The organism is Sporomusa sp. KB1 (genome assembly GCF_007830295.1).
Classification (GTDB): domain Bacteria; phylum Bacillota; class Negativicutes; order Sporomusales; family Sporomusaceae; genus Sporomusa.
In genome coordinates, this window is record NZ_VLKC01000002.1 from 2,555,026 (window position 1) to 2,573,648 (window position 18,623).

At 47.3% G+C, this 18,623-nt stretch carries 19 protein-coding genes; 15 read left to right on the top strand and 4 right to left on the bottom strand.

Annotation, left to right across the window (positions count from 1 at the left end; all coding sequences use genetic code 11):
• The first annotated feature begins 25 nt into the window (after nt 1-25).
• The 3 genes from nirJ2 (at nt 26) to SALPA_RS15555 (ending at nt 2,875) form a co-directional block, all read left to right on the top strand.
• Complete coding sequence (nirJ2, locus tag SALPA_RS15545; RefSeq protein ID WP_145095834.1) at nt 26-1,009, top strand: putative heme d1 biosynthesis radical SAM protein NirJ2; 984 nt, start codon at nt 26-28, stop codon at nt 1,007-1,009.
• Nucleotides 1,010-1,119: 110 nt separating this feature from the next.
• Nucleotides 1,120-1,593, top strand: coding sequence for a NapC/NirT family cytochrome c (locus tag SALPA_RS15550; RefSeq protein ID WP_145095837.1), 474 nt, complete (start codon nt 1,120-1,122; stop codon nt 1,591-1,593).
• Complete coding sequence (locus tag SALPA_RS15555; RefSeq protein WP_145095840.1) at nt 1,586-2,875, top strand: ammonia-forming cytochrome c nitrite reductase subunit c552; 1,290 nt, start codon at nt 1,586-1,588, stop codon at nt 2,873-2,875. The genes SALPA_RS15550 and SALPA_RS15555 overlap by 8 nt, the downstream gene beginning before the upstream one ends.
• Before the next feature lie 122 nt (nt 2,876-2,997).
• On the opposite strand, the gene SALPA_RS15560 is transcribed toward SALPA_RS15555, so the two are convergent.
• Nucleotides 2,998-3,690 carry a Crp/Fnr family transcriptional regulator gene (locus tag SALPA_RS15560; protein WP_255451227.1) on the bottom strand — a complete coding sequence of 231 codons (693 nt, stop codon included), beginning with the start codon at nt 3,688-3,690 and terminating at the stop codon, nt 2,998-3,000.
• A gap of 111 nt (nt 3,691-3,801) precedes the next feature.
• Between SALPA_RS15560 and hcp the strand changes: the two genes are divergently transcribed.
• The 3 genes from hcp (at nt 3,802) to SALPA_RS15575 (ending at nt 7,209) form a co-directional block, all read left to right on the top strand.
• Complete coding sequence (hcp, locus tag SALPA_RS15565) at nt 3,802-5,445, top strand: hydroxylamine reductase (protein ID WP_145095843.1); 1,644 nt, start codon at nt 3,802-3,804, stop codon at nt 5,443-5,445.
• Nucleotides 5,446-5,552: 107 nt separating this feature from the next.
• The gene (locus tag SALPA_RS15570) at nt 5,553-6,530 is read left to right on the top strand and encodes a 4Fe-4S binding protein (protein ID WP_145095846.1); all 978 of its coding nucleotides are present in this window, start codon (nt 5,553-5,555) and stop codon (nt 6,528-6,530) included.
• A gap of 160 nt (nt 6,531-6,690) precedes the next feature.
• Nucleotides 6,691-7,209, top strand: coding sequence for a phosphohydrolase (locus SALPA_RS15575; protein ID WP_222428006.1), 519 nt, complete (start codon nt 6,691-6,693; stop codon nt 7,207-7,209).
• A gap of 11 nt (nt 7,210-7,220) precedes the next feature.
• Here SALPA_RS15575 and SALPA_RS15580 read toward each other — a convergent pair whose 3' ends face one another.
• Nucleotides 7,221-8,495 carry a PocR ligand-binding domain-containing protein gene (locus SALPA_RS15580; protein ID WP_145095852.1) on the bottom strand — a complete coding sequence of 425 codons (1,275 nt, stop codon included), beginning with the start codon at nt 8,493-8,495 and terminating at the stop codon, nt 7,221-7,223.
• A gap of 284 nt (nt 8,496-8,779) precedes the next feature.
• Between SALPA_RS15580 and SALPA_RS15585 the strand changes: the two genes are divergently transcribed.
• From SALPA_RS15585 to SALPA_RS15605, 5 genes are all read left to right on the top strand, one after another.
• Nucleotides 8,780-9,019: a hypothetical protein gene (locus SALPA_RS15585; protein WP_222428007.1), complete on the top strand. Its 240-nt coding sequence runs from the start codon at nt 8,780-8,782 to the stop codon at nt 9,017-9,019.
• Between the two features lie 209 nt (nt 9,020-9,228).
• On the top strand, nt 9,229-9,879 hold the full coding sequence (locus SALPA_RS15590) for a corrinoid protein (RefSeq protein WP_145095858.1): 651 nt from the start codon (nt 9,229-9,231) through the stop codon (nt 9,877-9,879).
• Nucleotides 9,876-10,922, top strand: coding sequence for a uroporphyrinogen decarboxylase family protein (locus SALPA_RS15595; protein WP_145095861.1), 1,047 nt, complete (start codon nt 9,876-9,878; stop codon nt 10,920-10,922). Before SALPA_RS15590 ends, SALPA_RS15595 begins: the two co-directional genes overlap by 4 nt.
• Before the next feature lie 13 nt (nt 10,923-10,935).
• Nucleotides 10,936-11,955: a uroporphyrinogen decarboxylase family protein gene (locus SALPA_RS15600; protein ID WP_145095864.1), complete on the top strand. Its 1,020-nt coding sequence runs from the start codon at nt 10,936-10,938 to the stop codon at nt 11,953-11,955.
• 38 nt (nt 11,956-11,993) lie between these two features.
• Entirely contained in the window at nt 11,994-13,796 is a 1,803-nt protein-coding gene (locus SALPA_RS15605) for an ASKHA domain-containing protein (protein ID WP_145095867.1), read from the top strand.
• Nucleotides 13,797-13,810: 14 nt separating this feature from the next.
• On the opposite strand, the gene SALPA_RS15610 is transcribed toward SALPA_RS15605, so the two are convergent.
• Together SALPA_RS15610 and SALPA_RS15615 are read right to left on the bottom strand one after the other, a co-directional pair.
• A complete protein-coding gene (locus SALPA_RS15610; RefSeq protein WP_145095871.1) occupies nt 13,811-14,416 on the bottom strand; it encodes a DUF3841 domain-containing protein in 606 nt (201 codons plus the stop codon).
• Nucleotides 14,374-14,931, bottom strand: a complete 558-nt coding sequence (locus SALPA_RS15615) for a DUF3841 domain-containing protein (protein ID WP_145095874.1) — start codon at nt 14,929-14,931, stop codon at nt 14,374-14,376. Before SALPA_RS15615 ends, SALPA_RS15610 begins: the two co-directional genes overlap by 43 nt.
• A 424-nt stretch (nt 14,932-15,355) precedes the next feature.
• Here SALPA_RS15615 and yedF point away from each other — a divergent pair, with 424 nt between their 5' ends.
• Genes yedF through SALPA_RS15635 form a run of 4 tightly spaced genes read left to right on the top strand, consistent with a single transcriptional unit; the run spans nt 15,356 to nt 18,508 of the window.
• Nucleotides 15,356-15,946, top strand: a complete 591-nt coding sequence (gene yedF, locus SALPA_RS15620) for a sulfurtransferase-like selenium metabolism protein YedF (RefSeq protein ID WP_145095876.1) — start codon at nt 15,356-15,358, stop codon at nt 15,944-15,946.
• A gap of 5 nt (nt 15,947-15,951) precedes the next feature.
• Complete coding sequence (locus SALPA_RS15625) at nt 15,952-17,094, top strand: aminotransferase class V-fold PLP-dependent enzyme (RefSeq protein ID WP_145095879.1); 1,143 nt, start codon at nt 15,952-15,954, stop codon at nt 17,092-17,094.
• Nucleotides 17,095-17,331, top strand: a complete 237-nt coding sequence (locus SALPA_RS15630; RefSeq protein ID WP_145095882.1) for a DUF3343 domain-containing protein — start codon at nt 17,095-17,097, stop codon at nt 17,329-17,331.
• 19 nt (nt 17,332-17,350) lie between these two features.
• A complete protein-coding gene (locus SALPA_RS15635) occupies nt 17,351-18,508 on the top strand; it encodes a double-cubane-cluster-containing anaerobic reductase (protein ID WP_145095885.1) in 1,158 nt (385 codons plus the stop codon).
• The last annotated feature ends 115 nt before the right edge of the window (nt 18,509-18,623 follow it).

The window sequence follows — 18,623 nt, forward strand, 5'->3', positions numbered from 1 at the left end:
AATATGACTGGAAGGAGCAAGTACGATGATTATCTCCTGGAATACAACGCAGGCTTGTAATATCAGCTGTATTCACTGCTATCGCGACGCCGGAATTAAGTACAGCGATGAACTGGATACTGCTGAAGGGAAGAAACTGCTCTCGGAAATAGCGAAGGCTGGTTTTAAGATTATGATTTTTAGTGGTGGTGAGCCATTGCTTAGGCCGGATATTTATGAATTAATCAGTTTCGCCCGCAGTTTGGGAATGCGGCCGGTGCTGGGGACTAACGGTATTCTGATTACTTCCGAGGTTGCCGGTAAGTTAAAAGAAGCCGGTCTGGCATGCGCCGGGATTAGTCTGGATAGTAAGGATGAGGCTCAGCATGACAAGTTTCGCGGCTCAGACGGCGCTTGGGCTAAAACATTGCGCGGTATGGCGGCCTGTCGCTCTGGCGGGCTTCCCTTTCAAATTCATACTACTGTTACGAACAATAATCAAGGCGAGATTACTGCCATTACCGACTTTGCTGTTGAGCTAGGGGCGGTGGCCCATCACATATTTTTTCTGGTGCCTACCGGACGCGGCAAGGATATCGAAGCGACTACGCTTAAGACAGCTGATTATGAGGCTTTATTAGAGCGCATTCTTGATAAACAGACTCAGGTACCTATCGAGATCAAGCCGACTTGTGCGCCGCAATTTATGCGTATTGCCAAACAAAAAAATATACCAACGCGTTTTACCAAAGGCTGCCTGGCAGGTACATCCTATTGTGTTATTTTGCCTAACGGAGATGTGCAACCTTGTCCGTATTTGCCGCTAAAAGCGGGGAATGTGCGGGAAAAAGCGTTCCATTTGCTATGGAAAGAAAGTCAGCTCTTTCATAAGTTCCGGCAGGAACCGCTGACAGGCGGTTGCAGCCGGTGCGGCTATGATGATATCTGCGGCGGTTGCCGGGCTAGAGCTTATTATTACTCGAATGGCAATTATTTAGCAGAGGAGCCGTGGTGCAGCTGTGGGCGCTAAAAAGATCAGTAGGCGCTATTTTGAGTAGGTGCTACAACGTTGTCACGGGGTCATTGTCCTTCTGCCGGGACTTATAATTAGCCCAAAAAAAGAGGAGAGGAGGGATATTGTTGGATATAAGTCAGTACTTAAACCGTAATGCGTTAAAGCTGATGGCTATCGGTTGCGCTTTCACAGTGGTGGTTATTTTGTTTGGCGCTTTTGGCTATGTTCACGCCGAAACACCTGAGTTTTGTGGAAGCTGCCATTCTATGGAACAGGCTCATACATCCTGGCAGGCATCTAACCACAAGCAGATTGAATGCACCGAGTGTCATCTGCCGAATGGCAATATAGCGGTGAAATTGGCTGCTAAAACTCAGACCGGCATTAATGATGTGTATCATGAAGTACTGAGAGATTATCCGGCAACAATCCAGGTATCAACAAAGGGAAAAAGCTATATAGCAGATAACTGCCTGCGCTGTCACCAGTCTACGGTTGAAAAAACCGGCATGGGGGCCGGTGGGCAGGATTGCACTCAATGCCATCGTGGCTTAGTCCATGGCATGAACAAAAGCAAAGGAGGGATAAAGCTTGAATAAAACACAGAAATCGATGATTGCTTTGCTAGGTGTGCTGCTAGTTTTCTTTGGTTTTGTTATCATCAGGATTGGCATTGCCAAGCCCGCATCTACCGTCAAGATAGCAAAAATTCCGGCAGGGGAATATGATCCGGCGGTATGGGGGAAGTTTTATCCATTGCAGTATGAGAGTTACAAGAAGAATGCTACGATGGCGCTGTCGCCAACAGGGTATGGCGGTAGTATGAAAGTTCAAAAATCTGAACAGATGCCTGAAATTAATACAAATTTCAAAGGCATGCCTTTTAGCGTAGACTATGCTGAGGACCGTGGACATGTTTACGCAATGGAGGATATTAAAGAAACGAAACGGATTGGTCCCAAATCGCCGGGAGCTTGCATAACTTGCAAGACACCCTATCTGGAGAAGTTTTACCAGGAGTCAGGCTGGGGCTATACCAAGATTCCTCTGACTCAGTTGATGGATCAGGTGCCGTCCCATGGTTCGATAAGCTGTGCGAACTGCCATGATCCCGAAACTATGGATTTGCGGGTCATTAATCCGGCGTTCATTGAAGCAATGGATCGTAAGGGGGTTGATGTATCTAAGGCCAGTCGTGAGGACATGAGAAGTTATGTGTGCGGCCAGTGTCATGCGGAATACTTTTTTGAACCCAATACGGTTCGCGTTGTATTCCCCTGGGATAAAGGCATGAAAGCCGGCGATATGTATGCCTATTATGCAGAGAAACCAGGTGGTTTTGTTCAGGATTGGCAGCATCCTGATTCTAAAACTGCGATGCTGAAAACCCAGCACCCTGATTTCGAAACCTGGTCTAACGGAACGCATGGCAAAGCGGGTGTAGCCTGCGCTGATTGCCATATGCCCTATATGCGTCAAGATGGACAGAAATACAGTTCGCACTGGATGACCAGTCCGCTTACTAATCTTGATGCTGCGTGTGGCACTTGCCATACGCAAGGCAGTGCCTGGCTGATGGACCAAGTCAAAACTACCCAGGATTATACTTTTGAGGTATTGCATACTGCTGGTCAAAATGTGGCTCGTGCCCATGAGGCCATCAAAAAAGCCTCCGAGGTACCTACTGTGAATCAGACTGAACTGGAAAATGCCAGGGAACTGGTGCGTAAGGCTCAGTGGTATTGGGATTTTGTCGCTGCTGAAAACAGTATGGGCTTCCATAATCCTGATCAAAGTCTGAATTCGGCCGCTCAAGCCAGTGAATTCGCGCGTCAGGCAATTGAGGCTGCTAATCGGGCTGCCGGTATAAACCTCTTATAGTTATTAATGATAATAACTATAGAATGTAAAAACTCAGGACTCAGCCTAGGTGCTGTAGTCCTGAGTTTTTATCCGGAGGGAAAGGTTAACCTTTCCTCTGGATGGAACGACTAAGGCTTTTCTTATCGGATAACCTTTTTCAATGCATCCAGATTTTTAATTTTTATAGCTGATCGATAATAGTCAATCAGACCTTCATCGCGCATTCGGCCCATTTCTCTTGAAAGTGCTGTCCGGGAGACATTAAGGAAATCAGCTAAATCGTTACGGTTTAACATCGTGGTAAAAGTCTGGCTGGCGGCTAACTTGTGCTGTTCCAGTAGATAGGTACTTATTTTTTCGCGCATTCCCTTAAGCGCAAGGTATTCTACTTGTCGGTTCAGCATGATTGCTTTCTCCGACATTATAGTCAGCAGATTGGTAATAATTTGTTTATGGTTTGCACATACATTGGAACACGTTCCCACAATTTTTATCGCTGGTAGAAACATTACCTGACATTCATCCTGGGCAATAACTGAAAAAGGCCAAATACCATTTACGGAGAATACAAACATTTCACCAAACATGTCTCCTGGTGCCAGCAATGTCATAACAATCCGGTTTCCTGCTGCGTTTTCCTTTATTGCAGTTGCCTTGCCGGTAAGCAAAATACCCAAGCCGGTAAAATTCTCGCCTTCAATTGTGACGTAACTGTTCTTAGAGTAGCTGCAAACTTTGGGTTGTAAGCAATTAATCACAGCTTCTAATGCATCTGCGGTAATTCCGTTAAATAACGGTGATTGCATGAGGACCTCTAAAAATTTAGTTCTCAAAACGCATCACAACCTCACTTTGGTAGCTATGGCTACCGATTTTTATTTTATATTATAATACAATGAAAACAAGAAAAACAAGCCACCATTAAAGGTTAAGGAGGAGAAAAAATGTCAGACATGTTTTGTTTTCAGTGTGAACAAACCGCCGGCGGTAAAGGTTGTACTAAAGTAGGTGTATGTGGTAAAAATTCTGAGGTCGCTAATAAGCAAGATGAACTTACTTGTGCCCTTGTTGGTCTGGGACGCGCTGCAGCTAAAAACACGCCTTCCAAATTGGCTGATGAACTCATGATGCTGGGGTTATTTGCTACAGTCACCAACGTAAACTTTGATAAATTACGTATTAACGAATTGATCAATCTAATTAAGGATGAAAAAAACAAGTTAGATTCAAGTGCGAAAGATTTTCCTGTTAATGATTTATGGACTGGTAATGAGGACATTGTATCTTTGCGCTCCACCCTGCTGCTGGGTCTGCGGGGTATGGCAGCATACGCCTGGCACGCCTATGTGCTGGATAAAAAAGATGATGAGGTTACCGCGTGGTTTTATAAAGGAATGCGCGCTATCGGTGAAGAGCACACTGCGGAAGAATGGCTGAATCTGCTGATGCAATTTGGTCAAATCAACCTAAAATGCATGGGCCTGTTGGATGAAGCCAATACAACAGCTTTTGGGCACCCTGTACCGACTAAGGTTTCGATGCTTGTAGAAAAAGGACCGTTCATTGTTGTCACCGGTCATGATCTGCATGATCTGAAGCAGCTTTTAGAGCAAACCGAAGGCAAAGGTATTACTATTTACACTCATGGTGAAATGTTACCGGCTCACGCTTATCCCGAATTAAAAAAATACGCGCACCTGAAAGGTAATTTTGGAACAGCCTGGCAAAATCAGCAAAAGGAATTTGACAGCATTCCCGCGCCTATTCTTTACACCACCAATTGCCTGATGCCACCAAAATCGTCTTATGCCGACCGGATTTTTACAACCGCTGTAGTCGGCTACCCGGAATTGAAGCATATCCCTGATGCAAATAGTAAAAAGGATTCTCCCTCAATTCTTGATAAAGCAATGGAGTTATTTGGTATTGGGAGCAAAGAAAATAAATTGGCGCAGAAGGATTTTTCGTCGATTATTAACAAAGCACTGGAACTTGGCGGCTGGAAAGAAGATAAACAGTTTACCGGTATTAATGGCGGTACCGAGTTAATGACCGGATTTGCCCGTAACGCGGTGTTAGGTGTGGCTGATAAAGTAATTGATGCTGTCAAAGCCGGAGCGATTAAACACTTTTTCCTTGTTGGCGGCTGCGACGGTGCCAAACCAGGTAGAAATTATTATACAGAATTTGTAAAAAAGACACCGGAAGATACAGTAATTTTGACCTTAGCCTGTGGCAAATACCGGTTTAATGATCTTAACATTGGTGACATTGGCGGAATTCCCAGGATACTTGATATGGGACAATGTAATGATGCTTACTCTGCCATCCAGGTTGCGATTGCCCTTGCTGGTGCCTTCAAATGCGGTGTTAATGACCTGCCGCTAACGCTGGTACTTTCCTGGTACGAACAAAAGGCTGTATGCATATTGCTTACGCTACTCGCGCTTGGCATAAAGAATATCTATATCGGGCCGACTCTGCCGGCTTTCTTATCGGGTAATGTACTGAACATCTTGGTTGAAAAATTCAATTTAAAACCAATCAGCACTCCGGAAGACGATATACAGGCTATTCTTAGCCGCTAATAATATTAGAAATAGTAAACCCTTGGTTCGGGATATCCCGTACTATAAACGGCGGTGCTTTGTCACCGCCTTTTATAGTACTATGAACGGGTGTGGAGGTTACGGTTTTGATAATTCGTCGAATAATGCAGTTATATTTCTTGCTTTTATATTTGTGGGCAGGTTATCAATTTTTCTCTTTAGTCGAATCAACTTTAGCTGGTGACATTGCCAACTTCTCGCTACGCTTTCCGGTGATCGAGACTTTTTTACCGTTGTCAGCCCTGGTAGGACTAAAACAGCTAATCAGTACTGGGGTATTCGACCAAATTCATCCGGCAGGGTTATCTATTTTACTGATTGTCTTTTTTTCGGCGTTGGTTTTCCGGCGGGGTATTTGTAGTCATATCTGTCCGATTGGCACGTTATCAGAATTACTCAACTACGGGCGAACTCAATTATTGCGGTTGAAAATACCACTTCCCAGAATAGTACATTATCTTCTTATGCTGCCTAAATATATCCTGCTCTTCTTTTTCATTCAGGTTATCCTGGTGCAAATGTCTGGAGCAGATGCCGCAGCCTTTATTTATTCCTCTTACAATATTATTTCCGATGCCAAAATGCTGGCATTTTTTCTGAATCCTTCCCCACTTATGCTAAAAGTAATTGGATCATTAGTTGTCATGACAATTCTAATCCCTTTTTTCTGGTGCCGTTATCTTTGTCCTTATGGTGCGTTGCTCAATATTGCTGCTATTTTTTCTCCACTACAAATCAGACGGCAACCAAACCTTTGCGATTCGTGCGGTATTTGTGACAAACAGTGCCCAACTAATTTACAAATATCTAAATCCACGGGAATCATTTCTCCTGAATGTACTTGTTGTCAACGCTGCATAACCGCTTGTCCAACCAAAGCCATTAACTTTTATAATCGCTTAACAGCAACAGCGTTAAAACCAATGCATTATTCCATAGCTTTACTTTTGCTGTTTGCTATAGGAATTATTAGTGCTCAGGTTAGTGGTCACTGGACTTCGCCGGTATTGCCGCTCTTTTGGGCAAAATACTTACCGCAGATTTCAGTAATTCCACACCCATAAAAATATTCAATAGTATGCAGATTACATTTATAGATATAGCTATAAATGTTGTTTTTCAATAACCTATTGCATGGCAGCAGATTACATGTAATCTGCATAGCAGTTTTTTGAAAATGGTCTAAGATAGAGTAGGAATTTATAAATCCAGTGGGGTGATACGGTGAAAGCAATCAAAAAAGAAGAGTATATCCTGGAACTGAAAAAACACTTCGGCTCAGATGAGCGCCGCATTAATCATGCACTTAAGGTATTGGCTGCTGCTGAAATAATCATGAACGGCGAGCAGGTTTATGGAATCACTCATGATGTGGTTACGGTTACTGCTTTGCTGCATGATGTGGGGATCAAGGCAGCTGAACTAAAATATAATTCTTCCGCTGGACCTTACCAAGAGCTTGAGGGACCACCAGTGGTGAGGGAAATCATGGAACGTCTCAGTGCGCCGCAAGAGATCATTGAAAGGGTGACTTATATTGTGGGTGGTCACCATACGGCCCGCAAGAATGATGGTTTGGACTTCCAAATTATTTGGGAGGCCGATCTGCTGGTAAATATCGAAGAAGAGAGACTGGACAGGAATACTGAGCAATTAAGGAATATTATAAAAAAGAATTTCCAGACACCAACCGGACTTCGCCTGGCACGATCACGATATAACTTAGAGAGTGAAGGCCGCTAAATTTATATGGTTCATCCGGTGTCGGGTTTAAACATTACGGTAATGGTTGTTCCCTGAGAAGCTGAATCCACCAAGATCCTAGCGCCATGTCTTTCTGCAATCCGATAGCATATTGGTAAGCCTAAACCTGTCCCGTTTTCTTTCGTGGTGAGGAATGGAGTACCCAGTTTCTGCATTACCTCGTCTGGTATCCCTGTACCATTATCTTTAATCGAGACCATAATAGTACCGCTTTGTTCATAAGTCCTAATTGTAACTTCGCCACAATCTTGCGTGGCCTCAAAGCCATTGCGCACCAAATTTAAAATCAGCTGCCGGATTTCTTTTTCATCAAATGTATTATCTGGAATTCTACCCAAATCTGTAAATAATTGCTGTCCTCTACAGGATGCATCAGCCTGCAAAAGTGGCTGCAAAGATTGTATAACATCATTTATGTTGCCGATATTCATCGTAACAGCTTTGTTTTTGGCTAAAGACAAGTACTCGGTGATGATGCTGTTCGCCCGGTCTAATTCATCAATCATGACACCAAAATGGTCATGGTATTTAGTAAAATCATTCTTTGATTGAAATAACTGTAGATAGCCGCGCACCGTTGTCATTGGGTTACGGATTTCATGACCAATGCTGGCGGCCATTTCACCGACAACGTTAAGCCGCTCCATTGTCGCTGACATTTGGTTTAAATTGCTGTTAAGGACATCTGTAGCTTTTATTAGTTTTCGTTCATGGTAGGCTATCTTAGACAGACTATTCGCAACGTTATAAAGAACATTTGCAGCCGCTTCAATGCGTTTCGGAGTTAATATTGTAACTTCATTTACCGCGTTAACATAGTCTTCTTCGTTAACCCCGATTTCTTGCGCAAATTTCCGATATTTCTCCTCAGGAGGAGTGTGGGTTACTATTTGTCCACCCAAAATTGTCCCAATAAGCTGGCCTTCGAGAATAATTGGCGCTGCAAAGTCAATAAGACCTGCATGACATTCATATACTACCGGTTTACCGGTTCGAGCTGCTTCCTCCCCACCTTTTCGATGTGATTCAGCGCAACGCCTGTCACCACACTTAGTTGAATGAGTGTAATCCATACAAAACCTGGTATATCTACTTGGAGTAGTAATCGGATTACCATTAACATCCACGGTTACGCTGGCCAAACCAACGCTCTCAGCAAAATCATCCTGAAAGCGTTGAAGGAATTTGAGATCAATTACGTCAGTCAACTTGATATTGTTTATGTCATCTGATTGCCTTTTGTCTTGCTCGTAGACTTGCACCATATTGATTGCCCCCTATTATATAGTAACTATCAGTTTAATTGGCATGATCGATTTAGGTTTTATGTTACATTATACGAATAAGTTAATGGCTTACCAAAAGTCTCAACAAAAATTGATTATATATAATAATTTGATAAAACAGCCTAAAAACCTTCCAAAACATCCAATAATTTACTATTTTTAGTTTATTTAGATTTTTATTGTCATTTTGCAATATAATGCAAAATACCCTGCGGACGAAGTCAGTGGAACCGTCAGACTGTGTAAGTAAACGTACACTATATATGAGTGCAAACAATGCGTGCTATCAAGCTACTGTGATTGTTGGTACTATAATGGAGAAAACGCGTGTTGACCTAACTAAGTGGTTCTTGGCTATCTATCTTGTTGCTATTTTCTCGATATGGTCAGTAATTTTTCAAATACCGGCGGCAACTAAAAAGGCTAAGTTTACCTGTCAGGGTGAACTTAGCCTTTTACACGTTTATGTCAGCTTGTCGGGATTAATTGGCCATTTGTCATAGTGACGGGGGGCGTCCATCATTGCCAGAACATTAGTGGCAGGGGTTCCTACCGGCAGTCCGCAACCAGGCATTGCAGTGAAAGAATTATTATATATGTATATAATTATCGATAATAAATTAAACTCCTGATTTCATTTAGCAGGAGTTTAATTTATTATATAGAAAAAATACATATTAATACAATATTTTTTCATGAGGGAAGTGTAAGTATGAATAAACAGAATATTTTGGATGCTTTGGCCAATGCCGTTGTCGAAATGGATGAGGAAGGGGCGCAAGCCGCGGCGAAAGAGGCGGTTGCCGCCCGTATTGAAGCGTACGAGGCGATCACGGCAGGCTTGGTGAAGGGCATGAACGTTGTTGGCGACAAGTATGAGGAGCAGGAATATTTTATCCCGGAAGTACTGCTTTGTTCGGATGCCATGATTGCCGGCCTGGACATTCTCAAGCCGCACTTATCCCAAGACTATAATCAGGACGCGGAGAAAGTCGTTATTGGCGTTGTCCAGGGCGATACGCACGATATCGGCAAGAACCTGGTCAAAATCATGCTGGAGGCTGCTGGCTTTGAAGTGTATGATTTGGGTCGCAACGTTCCATTGCAGGCCTTTGTGGATAAGGCGGAAGAAGTTGGCGCTACCGTCGTTGCCATGGCCACGCTCATGACTACCACCATGGAGGGCATGGCTACCGTTGTTGAAGAACTGGAAAAACGCGGTATCCGGGATAAGGTCACCGTCATGATCGGCGGCGGACCTATTTCCCAGGCCTTTGCCGATGAAATCCGGGCCGACCTGTATGCCGCGGATGCCAATGTAGCTGTCCGGCAATTAAAAGGACGCAAGGAGGCAGTTGCATGAGCGTGAGCGTCAAACCAGACACAATGACGCCTAAAGAAAGGGTTCTCGGTTGTTTGCAAGGTACGAAAATAGACCGGCTACCTTCGGCTCCACTGGTATTGAATCATTGCTCACGCGTAACAGGTGTAACTGTCTCTCAATTTAATAGCGATGCCAAGGTTATGGGCGAGGCGCAGGTTGCGGCGTGGAAACGGTATGGTTATGACATTCCGTTAATGTTTACCACGACTTCCACGGTGGCCGAAGCCATGGGAACGGAACTTTTTTTCCCGGTGGATGATGCGCCCTGGGTAGAGCACCCTGTTGTTGAAGATACAAAGAACATTGACAAAGTTAAGGTTGCCGATCCGTGGCAGGACGGCCGTCTGCCTGTTTATCTAAATGCTGCCAGGCATGTGGTTAATGAAATCGGGGAACAGGTTTTTGTCGGCTGTATTTTTGCCGCCCCGTTTACTACTGCCTCCCATTTGCGCGGGACCGAGATGTTTATTCGCGAAACCTACAAAAATCCCGGTCTGGTCAACGAGTTGCTGGATTTGTCCAAAGCCAGCGCATTGGCCATGATTGACGCTTTAGCCGAAATTGGCGTTGTCCCGGTTATTGTCGATCCGGTGGCCAGTGCCAGTCTCATTAGTCCCCGGCAGTTTGAAAAGTTTGCCATGCCCCGCATAAATGATATTATTGCCCATACTCACGCCAAGGGCCTGCCGATCTGTTTGCATATCTGCGGGAAAACAACGCCCATTATCGAACTGATGGGCGAGACCGGGGCGGATATTCTCAGCATTGACATTATTGACATGGAACTTACCAAGAAACTGGTCGGCAGCAAAGCCTGCCTGCTGGGCAATGTCAAACCGGCGGAAACCATGCTCAAAGGCACGCCGGAAAAGATCATGGCCGAAGTACAGGAAATTATCCGGAGTGCCGGCGACAGTCCGCGCGGGCTGATTGTTTCCACCGGTTGTGAAACCCCTTTTAATACACCACCGGCCAATATTGATGCCGTTATGACCGCCACCAGGCTTTACGGCCAGTGTTAAACAGGAGGCACATATGAATTTTACAGAAAAGACGCGGCTTAAAGCCACATTAGCCGGGGAAAAGGCCGACCGTGCGCCGGTCATCTGCCCGGGAGGAATGATGAGTGCGGCCACAACGGCTGTACTTGAGGATTTCACCGGCAATTTCCACACCGATCCGCTGGTGATGGCCCGGACGGCTGAAGTGATCCGGCTGCACACTGGTTTTGAAAATCTGGGTGTACCCTTCTGCATGACGGTGGAAGCCGAAGTTTTTGGCAGTTCGGTCGATCTGGGCAACGCCGGCGTGGAGCCCTGTATTACCCAATATGGGGCAGGGCAGTTGGCAGCCATTACCGACAGGATAATGCCCGATCCGGATAGCGACGGCCGGTCGGCCGTTATTATTGCCGCCATCAAAGAGCTGGCGGCACGGAATAAAGATGTGCCGGTCATCGGCAATCTGACCGGGCCGATCAGTTTGGCCACCTCCATCATGGACCCGTTGATTTTTTTCCGTCTGCTGCGGAAGCAACCGGAGGAAGTGCAAAACGCACTTGCTTATCTAGCTGATTATCTGGTGGCTTTTGCCCGGAAACAGGTTGCCGCCGGCGCGGCTGCCATTGCCATAGCCGATCCGACAGCCACCGGTGAGATTATTGGCGGTGCCAACTTCCGGCGGTTTGTTGTACCGCTGCTTACCCGCCTGATTGAGGAAATTAACCGGGCGGGAGCGGCAACCATCGTGCATATCTGCGGCGACGCCACCGTGCTGCTGGATTCCTTAAAAGAGGTTAACGGCGCGGCGTTTAGTTTTGATTCCATCGTAAATTTGGCTAAAGCCAAAACCATTTTAGGCGACAAGCCTGTCATGGGCAATGTCAATACCCAAATGCTGCATACCGGCGAGCCGCACCGGATTATAAAAAATGTCAGCAATCTGCTGACACAGGACATTGATATTATTGCTCCGGCCTGCGGGATCAGCCTGGCAACGCCGCAGGCTAATCTGCAGGCTCTGACCGGTACCGTGAAAGGAGCTTACTGTTGCTAAAGCGTATAAAACAGTAGCCAACTGGAGGCGTCAGGCAAATGCAATTACATGAAATTACATTTTGGCCGCAGGGCATAACGGTTACAGCCGCCGACGGCACCACCCTTTTACAGGCGGCGCGGGCGGCAGGTCTTATGCTGGAGGCTCCCTGTGACGGGCGCGGCACATGCGGCAAGTGTCAGGTTAAAGCAGGCGGTGCTCTGAGCGACCCCAACGAAACCGAGCGTAAATGGCTGGAACAGCAGCCGGCTGCGGATTTGCGGCTGGCCTGCCAGGCCAGGATCCACGGTCCGGTACGGGTGGAATTTTTGGGCGCCGGGGAGGAGGGCTTTGTTACCCTGACAGAAGGCCATAGTACAGACTGGCCGCTTGATCCGCCGGTATATAAAATAGTTTCTGACCGGTTTGCTTCCCCGGATGACCAGCGGGCTATGGATATGACGATTATGTCGCAGTTTCCGGCTAGCTATCCGCTGCTGCTGCAGGAACTGGCCGCGAATTACAAACAGGGTATGACCTACCTGGCAGCCGTTGTCAACAGGGGGAAGCTCCTGGATTGGCATTATCAGCCCGGGCGTGCCTGTTACGGGGTTGCTTTGGACATTGGCACAACCAGTGTGGTGGCCGAACTCTTTGATCTGACAAACGGCAGCAGTCTGGGGGTCCGTTCCTGCCTAAACCCTCAAACCGAGTTTGGCGGCGATGTGCTGACTCGCATCGCTTTTACCGCCAAACAGGCGGATGGCACCCGGCTGCTGCAGGCAAGAATCATGGCCGGCATTAACCGGCTGCTGGCACAATTGACAGCTGACCGGCAACTGGATAGCCAGGATATCTACCAGGTGGTTATCGCCGGCAATACGACCATGCAGCATTTATTGCTGGGAGTGGCGCCCAATTCCTTAGCCTGTGCGCCTTACCGGCCGGTTTTTTTGCAGCAGGTGGAAGTGAGTGCGGCCGAACTCGGGCTTGAGATATCACCCCGCGGGGTTGTAACCGTTCTGCCGTCGGCCGCCGCTTTTGTCGGTGCCGATATTGTGGCCGGACTGCTGGCAGTCGGATTGCACAATTACCCGCATACCGCCCTGTTTATCGACATTGGCACCAACGGGGAAATTGTGGTTTGCCAGGACGGCGTATTTGTGGGAACCTCTTCGGCGGCCGGGCCGGCGCTGGAGGGAATGAATATTGCCTGTGGCTGCCGGGCTGAGCAAGGCGCAATTGAGGGAGTGTCAATTGCCAATGATGGCACTGTGGGGTTAAAGGTAATCGGGAATGGTTTGCCCAGGGGTGTTTGTGGCAGCGGCCTGATTGATCTGATCTCGGAGTTGGCAAGGTGTGGTGTCATTACCGCCAGCGGGCGATTTGCAGCTCCGGAGAAGTTACCGGCGGCACTTGCGTCCCGTATGGTTGATGTGGATGGGAGGCCGGTTTTTGTAATCTCTAACGAGGAACAAATTTTTCTGAGTCAAAAAGATGTACGGCAGGTTCAATTGGCCAAAGGCGCCATATATACGGCCATGCACCTATTACTAAAAGAAATAAATATATGTTTTGAGGATGTTGATGAGATTCTAGTGGCCGGTGCTTTTGGTTTTCACTTAAAGCCGGCATCACTGGTTGGCATTGGATTATTACCTCATACTTGTCAAAGTAAGATTCGTTTTGTTGGTAATACGGCCAAAGAAGGAGCCAAAGCGGTTCTTCTCAATAGCCAAGCCAGTGTTGCGCTTCAGCAAATTGGTCAAAAAATTAAGATTATGGAGCTTTCTCTTCACCCCGAATTTCAGAACTACTTTGTCCAGGCTTTAGCATTTCCTGCCGGTAGAAGTGTTATTTGAGCGGTTTTGAAGTTTTATGGGTAAATTTGCTGTAGCCACTGCCTGTCCAGATACCACAGGCCGGCCTGCATATCCGGATACAGAGAGAGGCCGGTCGCCTTTACCTGTTGATCGTAGCGGAACAGCTTTTTCCAGCTGTCCTGAATCTCCTTTTTGAGGTGGGGATAAAACGGTGTGGTACACACGTCTCCCTCGTAACGAATGCCATAGCGCGCCAGCTTTTCAGCGAATTTCGCCTCTTCCTCCACTGACTCCCCAATGTACCGCAGGTTCAACACCTTGTTCCAATCGCTCATCCGGAAAAACACCGCGTTCTCTATGGGAACGCTAAGTTTCAGGATTTGACATCCGGAATGATGCTCTAGATACTTGATATCGCAAAAAGTCCATATGGCCGATTCCGCTTCTTCTGGTTTGGGGGAAATACGTTGGGCATTCTCGGTATACCAGGAATAGGCCTGTAAAAACACGGCAGATACTTCTTCATATTTCCGGACGATGTACTCCAGTTTTACATAATGATATCCCTGTTCCAGCAAGTGCTGGAACACCTCATCCGTCTGGGCCGTGTACAGCGTTATTTGGTTATGCTGACAATCCATTCTTTCCTCAGTTCCCATATGGTACCCACCCTGACCTTGCTCAAAATGATACTCTCGTCAAACAACCGGTCCCAGCTTTTGATGATCTTTCGTTTGATATTGGGATAAAATGGTTTCATATAGGCGGTACAGTCGTCGATACCGTAGCGGGCTAACAAGGTTTCATGTTCTTTTTTATCCTGTGCATCGGCCGGGATATACATATAATTGACGATCCTGCCCCACTTATCGATATCCATTGTAATCAGCTGGGCTTGTTCAACCAGAATTTCCAGTTGAACATTCCCATGGCTATTTTTTATTTTGCCTTCTTCTGTTAAAGACACCCAGATGGGGTATTGTACGTCTTCAGGCGGCTGTACCAGTTTGCTCGCCTCCTGATAATACCAATTGTACACATCCAGGTACAGCGCGGCGTGTTCCTCCATTTTGTTGACGATATATTCTTTTTTTACTATGTACCGCCCATTTGTTTCCAAATCTTTTACTATGTTTTCGTGCTGCTTGGTCCATATTTTTACGCTGTTCTTCATTTTACTCCCTACCTATTTCCGCAGGATATTAAGCTGAATTTACCGCCATTTTACAATGAGTAAAACAATGGTGTCAAACTTTATTGATTATTTCAATAAAGCGGTTGTAAGACGGTTTAAGCCAGCATCCACAGTAGGAGGGATCCTCATAGACACATTCGGAGAGCCTGTATTTTCAGACAGTACCGTAAAAAAGTTTTACAGGTATTTTATGATAATTATAGCAATTATCAATTGGTGCTGAAGTTGCTCATTGAAAAACACGATTAGTGCATTTTAATTATCTGTGTTAGGATAACACAAAGAAAGCTCACTTTTAAATAGCAAATAGCAACTAAACTACTAATAAATGACTGTTAGTTTTATGTTCGCGGACAGTAACAGCCAGATTATAAATTGACGCAAAAGTAAAAGGAGATAATCAATGCAACGGATCAACGCAATCGGAGATGCCTGTCCCCTGCCTGTAATTAAAACCAAAAAAGGTCTTGCCGCAATAGAGAGCGGTCAGCTGGAGGTACTAGTGGACAATGTGGCAGCTGCCGAAAATATCCGCCGGTTCGCTGAGTCGGCAGGATGTCAGTTTGACGTAGTGCCAAAGGAGGGTATTTTTCATATTACTCTGCTGAAAGGAACAGCCCCACAAGGCGATTCTTCTGCCGGCAGCGAGGCAATTGCCGGCAAAACGGTTGTTGTCCTGCCTGCCGATACCATGGGAGCCGGTGATGACGAGTTGGGGCATATCCTGATGAAGGGGTTTATTTTTGCTCTTACCCAGTTGGATACATTACCCGACACCATCCTGCTCTATAACACGGGTGCAAACTTATCAGCCCATGGCTCAAGCGTCCTGGCAGATTTGATTGCTTTGGAAAAAGCCGGGGTTGCTGTCATGACCTGCGGCACCTGCCTAAATCACTTTGGCATCGCGGAGCAGCTCGGCGTAGGGGAAGTAACCAATATGTACCGCATAGTGGAAGAGATGCGTAGCGCCGGACGCATCCTCCGCCCCTGATTGCCATGATTTACTTTGACAACGCCGCCACCAGCCTGCCCAAACCACCCACGGTGGGACGTGCGGTTCTGGCGGCCATTAATACTTTTGGCGGGGCCGGGAGAGGTGGACATCCCGCTTCCCTGGCGGCTACGCGCTGTATCTTTCAGGCTCGCAAAGCAGTCGCTGAGTTACTGGGAGCTGCTGCCGGCCAGACGGCTTTTACCGCCAATGCGACGGAAAGCCTGAATATTGCCATCTCTGGTCTGCTGACAAGGGAAGACCATGTTATTACCACCGCCCTGGAACACAATTCTGTTTTGCGTCCCCTTTATAAGCTTCGTTCCCAGGGAATGGGATTATCGATTATTGAGATGGATCAAAAGGGAAATTTGGATTACGACGGGTTTCGCCGCTCTCTTCGTCCCAATAGTAAAGCGGTAGTCTGCACCCATGCATCCAATCTGACAGGCACACTCACCAATTTGGATTTCATAGCGGATTTCTGCAAAGAAAACGGCCTGCTGCTGATTGTGGATGCATCGCAAACGGCCGGTGTGTTTCCCATTTATGCGGACAAGCTGGGTATTGATGTTCTCTGCTTTACCGGACACAAAGGACTGCTGGGGCCGCAGGGCACCGGTGGGCTTTGCATCCGGAAAGGGCTCGCTGTAATGCCACTCAAGGTAGGCGGCAGCGGACTCCACAGCTATTCCGAAACCCATCCGGCGGGCATGCCCGAGGCCCTGGAGGCAGGCACGGCCAACGCCCATGGCATCGCTGGTTTGCTGGCCGGAGTTGAGTACATTCTCGAAGCGGGTATGGACACTATCCGCAACAGGGAATTGGAATTAGAAAAACTCTTTCGCCAGGGTATTTCAGCCATTCCCGGGGTTTGTATCTATGGAGATCCGGATAGGCCCCACGCTCCCATTGTAACCCTGAATATCGGTTCTTTGGATTCAGGCGAAGTAGGGGATCGTCTGGCAACCATTTACGATATTTGCGTACGGACTGGTGCCCATTGCGCCCCGCTGGCTCATTTGGCTTTGGGGACCCAGGAGCAGGGGGCGGTGCGGTTTAGTTTCTCTTCTTTCAATACAGAAGAGGAGATCCAAACAGGAATCCGGGCAGTTGCGGAGATTGCCGCAGAATGGGAGCAGGAATAAATGACTAGAAAGAAACAGCCCAAATTGGTGATTACCTTTCCCACCACCACCGCTGCGATGGCAATGGAGGCTGCCTGTGAATCCGGGCAAGGACGATTAATACCTATTCCGCGGGAGATCAGCGGCAGCTGTGGCCTTGCCTGGTGTGCGGAGCCGCAGCTGGAGGGCGTGCTGCTCCAGGTGATGGCTAAAAACAATATTGAATATCAGGAAAAGCGAGTTATTTCTCTGTATTAACGAAGGGAGAGATATGTGCATGATCGAGATGAAGACCGAGCTGCCACAAGTATTTGAAAGCTTTGCTGAAGCAAGGCAAAACGGATTTCTCGCCATGAAGAAACTTAAAGACAGCGGCAAAGGGGTGGTGGGCCAGTTCTGTACATATACCCCTCTGGAGATTTTTATGGCTGCAGACCTTGTCAGTGTAGGCTTGTGTTCTACCAGTGACGAGACTATTCCCGAGGCAGAAAAAGTATTACCGAGCAACCTGTGTCCACTCATTAAGTCCAGCTACGGTTTTGCCATCACCGACAAATGCCCCTATATGTATTTTTCTGACTTGGTGGTGGGAGAGACTACCTGTGACGGTAAAGTGAAAATGTACGAACTGCTGGCTAAGGATAAGAATGTCCATATCCTGGAGCTTCCCCGGCGGCAGGATACCCCGGAAGCTAAGGCTCTCTGGCGGGCAGAGCTGGTGCGGCTGAAGGAACGGGTGGAAAAGGACTTTGGCGTTACTATTACTGATGATAATTTGCGTGATGCGATTCACCGGCGGAATATCGAACGCAGACTACTGAAAGAACTGTATGAGTTGAGCACAATGACGCCGCCGCCCATTACCGGGCTGCGGCAGCTGCAAATCCTTTTCGGCTCCCAGTTTAAATTTGACTGGCATGAGAAGGTTGCGGAAATCCGGAGAGCAATTGACAGCATCCGGGCAGCCTATGCAGCAGGAGAACGCCCGGTCCCGGAAGATGCGCCCCGGATTCTAATTACCGGCTGTCCGATGGGCGGCGTTACAGAAAAGGTAGTTAAGGTACTTGAGGAGGCCGGTGCGGTCATCGTCGTCTATGAAAATTGCACCGGCGCCAAGCCGATGGACCGGCAATGCCGGGAGGAAGGGGATCCTCTTACCAACATCGCCGACCACTACTTGCAGATTGGCTGTGCTGTCATGACACCCGACAACAATCGCTTTGAGCTTTTGGCGCGTCTCTGTGAACAGTTTCAGGTCGATGGTGTGGTGGAAATGACGCTGCAAGCTTGCCATGCCTACGCAGTGGAAGCGCATTCGGTTAAGGCGCTGCTGAAGGAAAAGGGCATTCCATACCTGCAATTGGAAACCGACTATGGCACTGCCGATATCGGCCAGCTGTCTACCCGGGCCGGTGCCTTTGTGGAGATGCTATAGATAATGATAAAAGCGTCGATCGGCATCGATTGTGGTTCTGCCGCATGCAAAGGCGTCCTCCTCCCGTTTTGCAGGCGCTATTGGCGCCGCAAGAACCTACTGGGTGAAAAAAGCA

Coding starts and splice junctions, on each gene's coding strand:
- nirJ2 (WP_145095834.1), top strand. CDS start 26: ATGATTATCTCCTGGAATACAACGCAGGCTTGTAATATCAGCTGTATT.
- hcp (WP_145095843.1), top strand. CDS start 3,802: ATGTCAGACATGTTTTGTTTTCAGTGTGAACAAACCGCCGGCGGTAAA.
- SALPA_RS15580 (WP_145095852.1), bottom strand. CDS start 8,495: ATGGTGCAAGTCTACGAGCAAGACAAAAGGCAATCAGATGACATAAAC.
- SALPA_RS15585 (WP_222428007.1), top strand. CDS start 8,780: ATGAGTGCAAACAATGCGTGCTATCAAGCTACTGTGATTGTTGGTACT.
- SALPA_RS15590 (WP_145095858.1), top strand. CDS start 9,229: ATGAATAAACAGAATATTTTGGATGCTTTGGCCAATGCCGTTGTCGAA.
- SALPA_RS15595 (WP_145095861.1), top strand. CDS start 9,876: ATGAGCGTGAGCGTCAAACCAGACACAATGACGCCTAAAGAAAGGGTT.
- SALPA_RS15600 (WP_145095864.1), top strand. CDS start 10,936: ATGAATTTTACAGAAAAGACGCGGCTTAAAGCCACATTAGCCGGGGAA.
- SALPA_RS15605 (WP_145095867.1), top strand. CDS start 11,994: ATGCAATTACATGAAATTACATTTTGGCCGCAGGGCATAACGGTTACA.
- SALPA_RS15610 (WP_145095871.1), bottom strand. CDS start 14,416: ATGGGAACTGAGGAAAGAATGGATTGTCAGCATAACCAAATAACGCTG.
- SALPA_RS15615 (WP_145095874.1), bottom strand. CDS start 14,931: ATGAAGAACAGCGTAAAAATATGGACCAAGCAGCACGAAAACATAGTA.
- yedF (WP_145095876.1), top strand. CDS start 15,356: ATGCAACGGATCAACGCAATCGGAGATGCCTGTCCCCTGCCTGTAATT.
- SALPA_RS15625 (WP_145095879.1), top strand. CDS start 15,952: ATGATTTACTTTGACAACGCCGCCACCAGCCTGCCCAAACCACCCACG.
- SALPA_RS15630 (WP_145095882.1), top strand. CDS start 17,095: ATGACTAGAAAGAAACAGCCCAAATTGGTGATTACCTTTCCCACCACC.
- SALPA_RS15635 (WP_145095885.1), top strand. CDS start 17,351: ATGATCGAGATGAAGACCGAGCTGCCACAAGTATTTGAAAGCTTTGCT.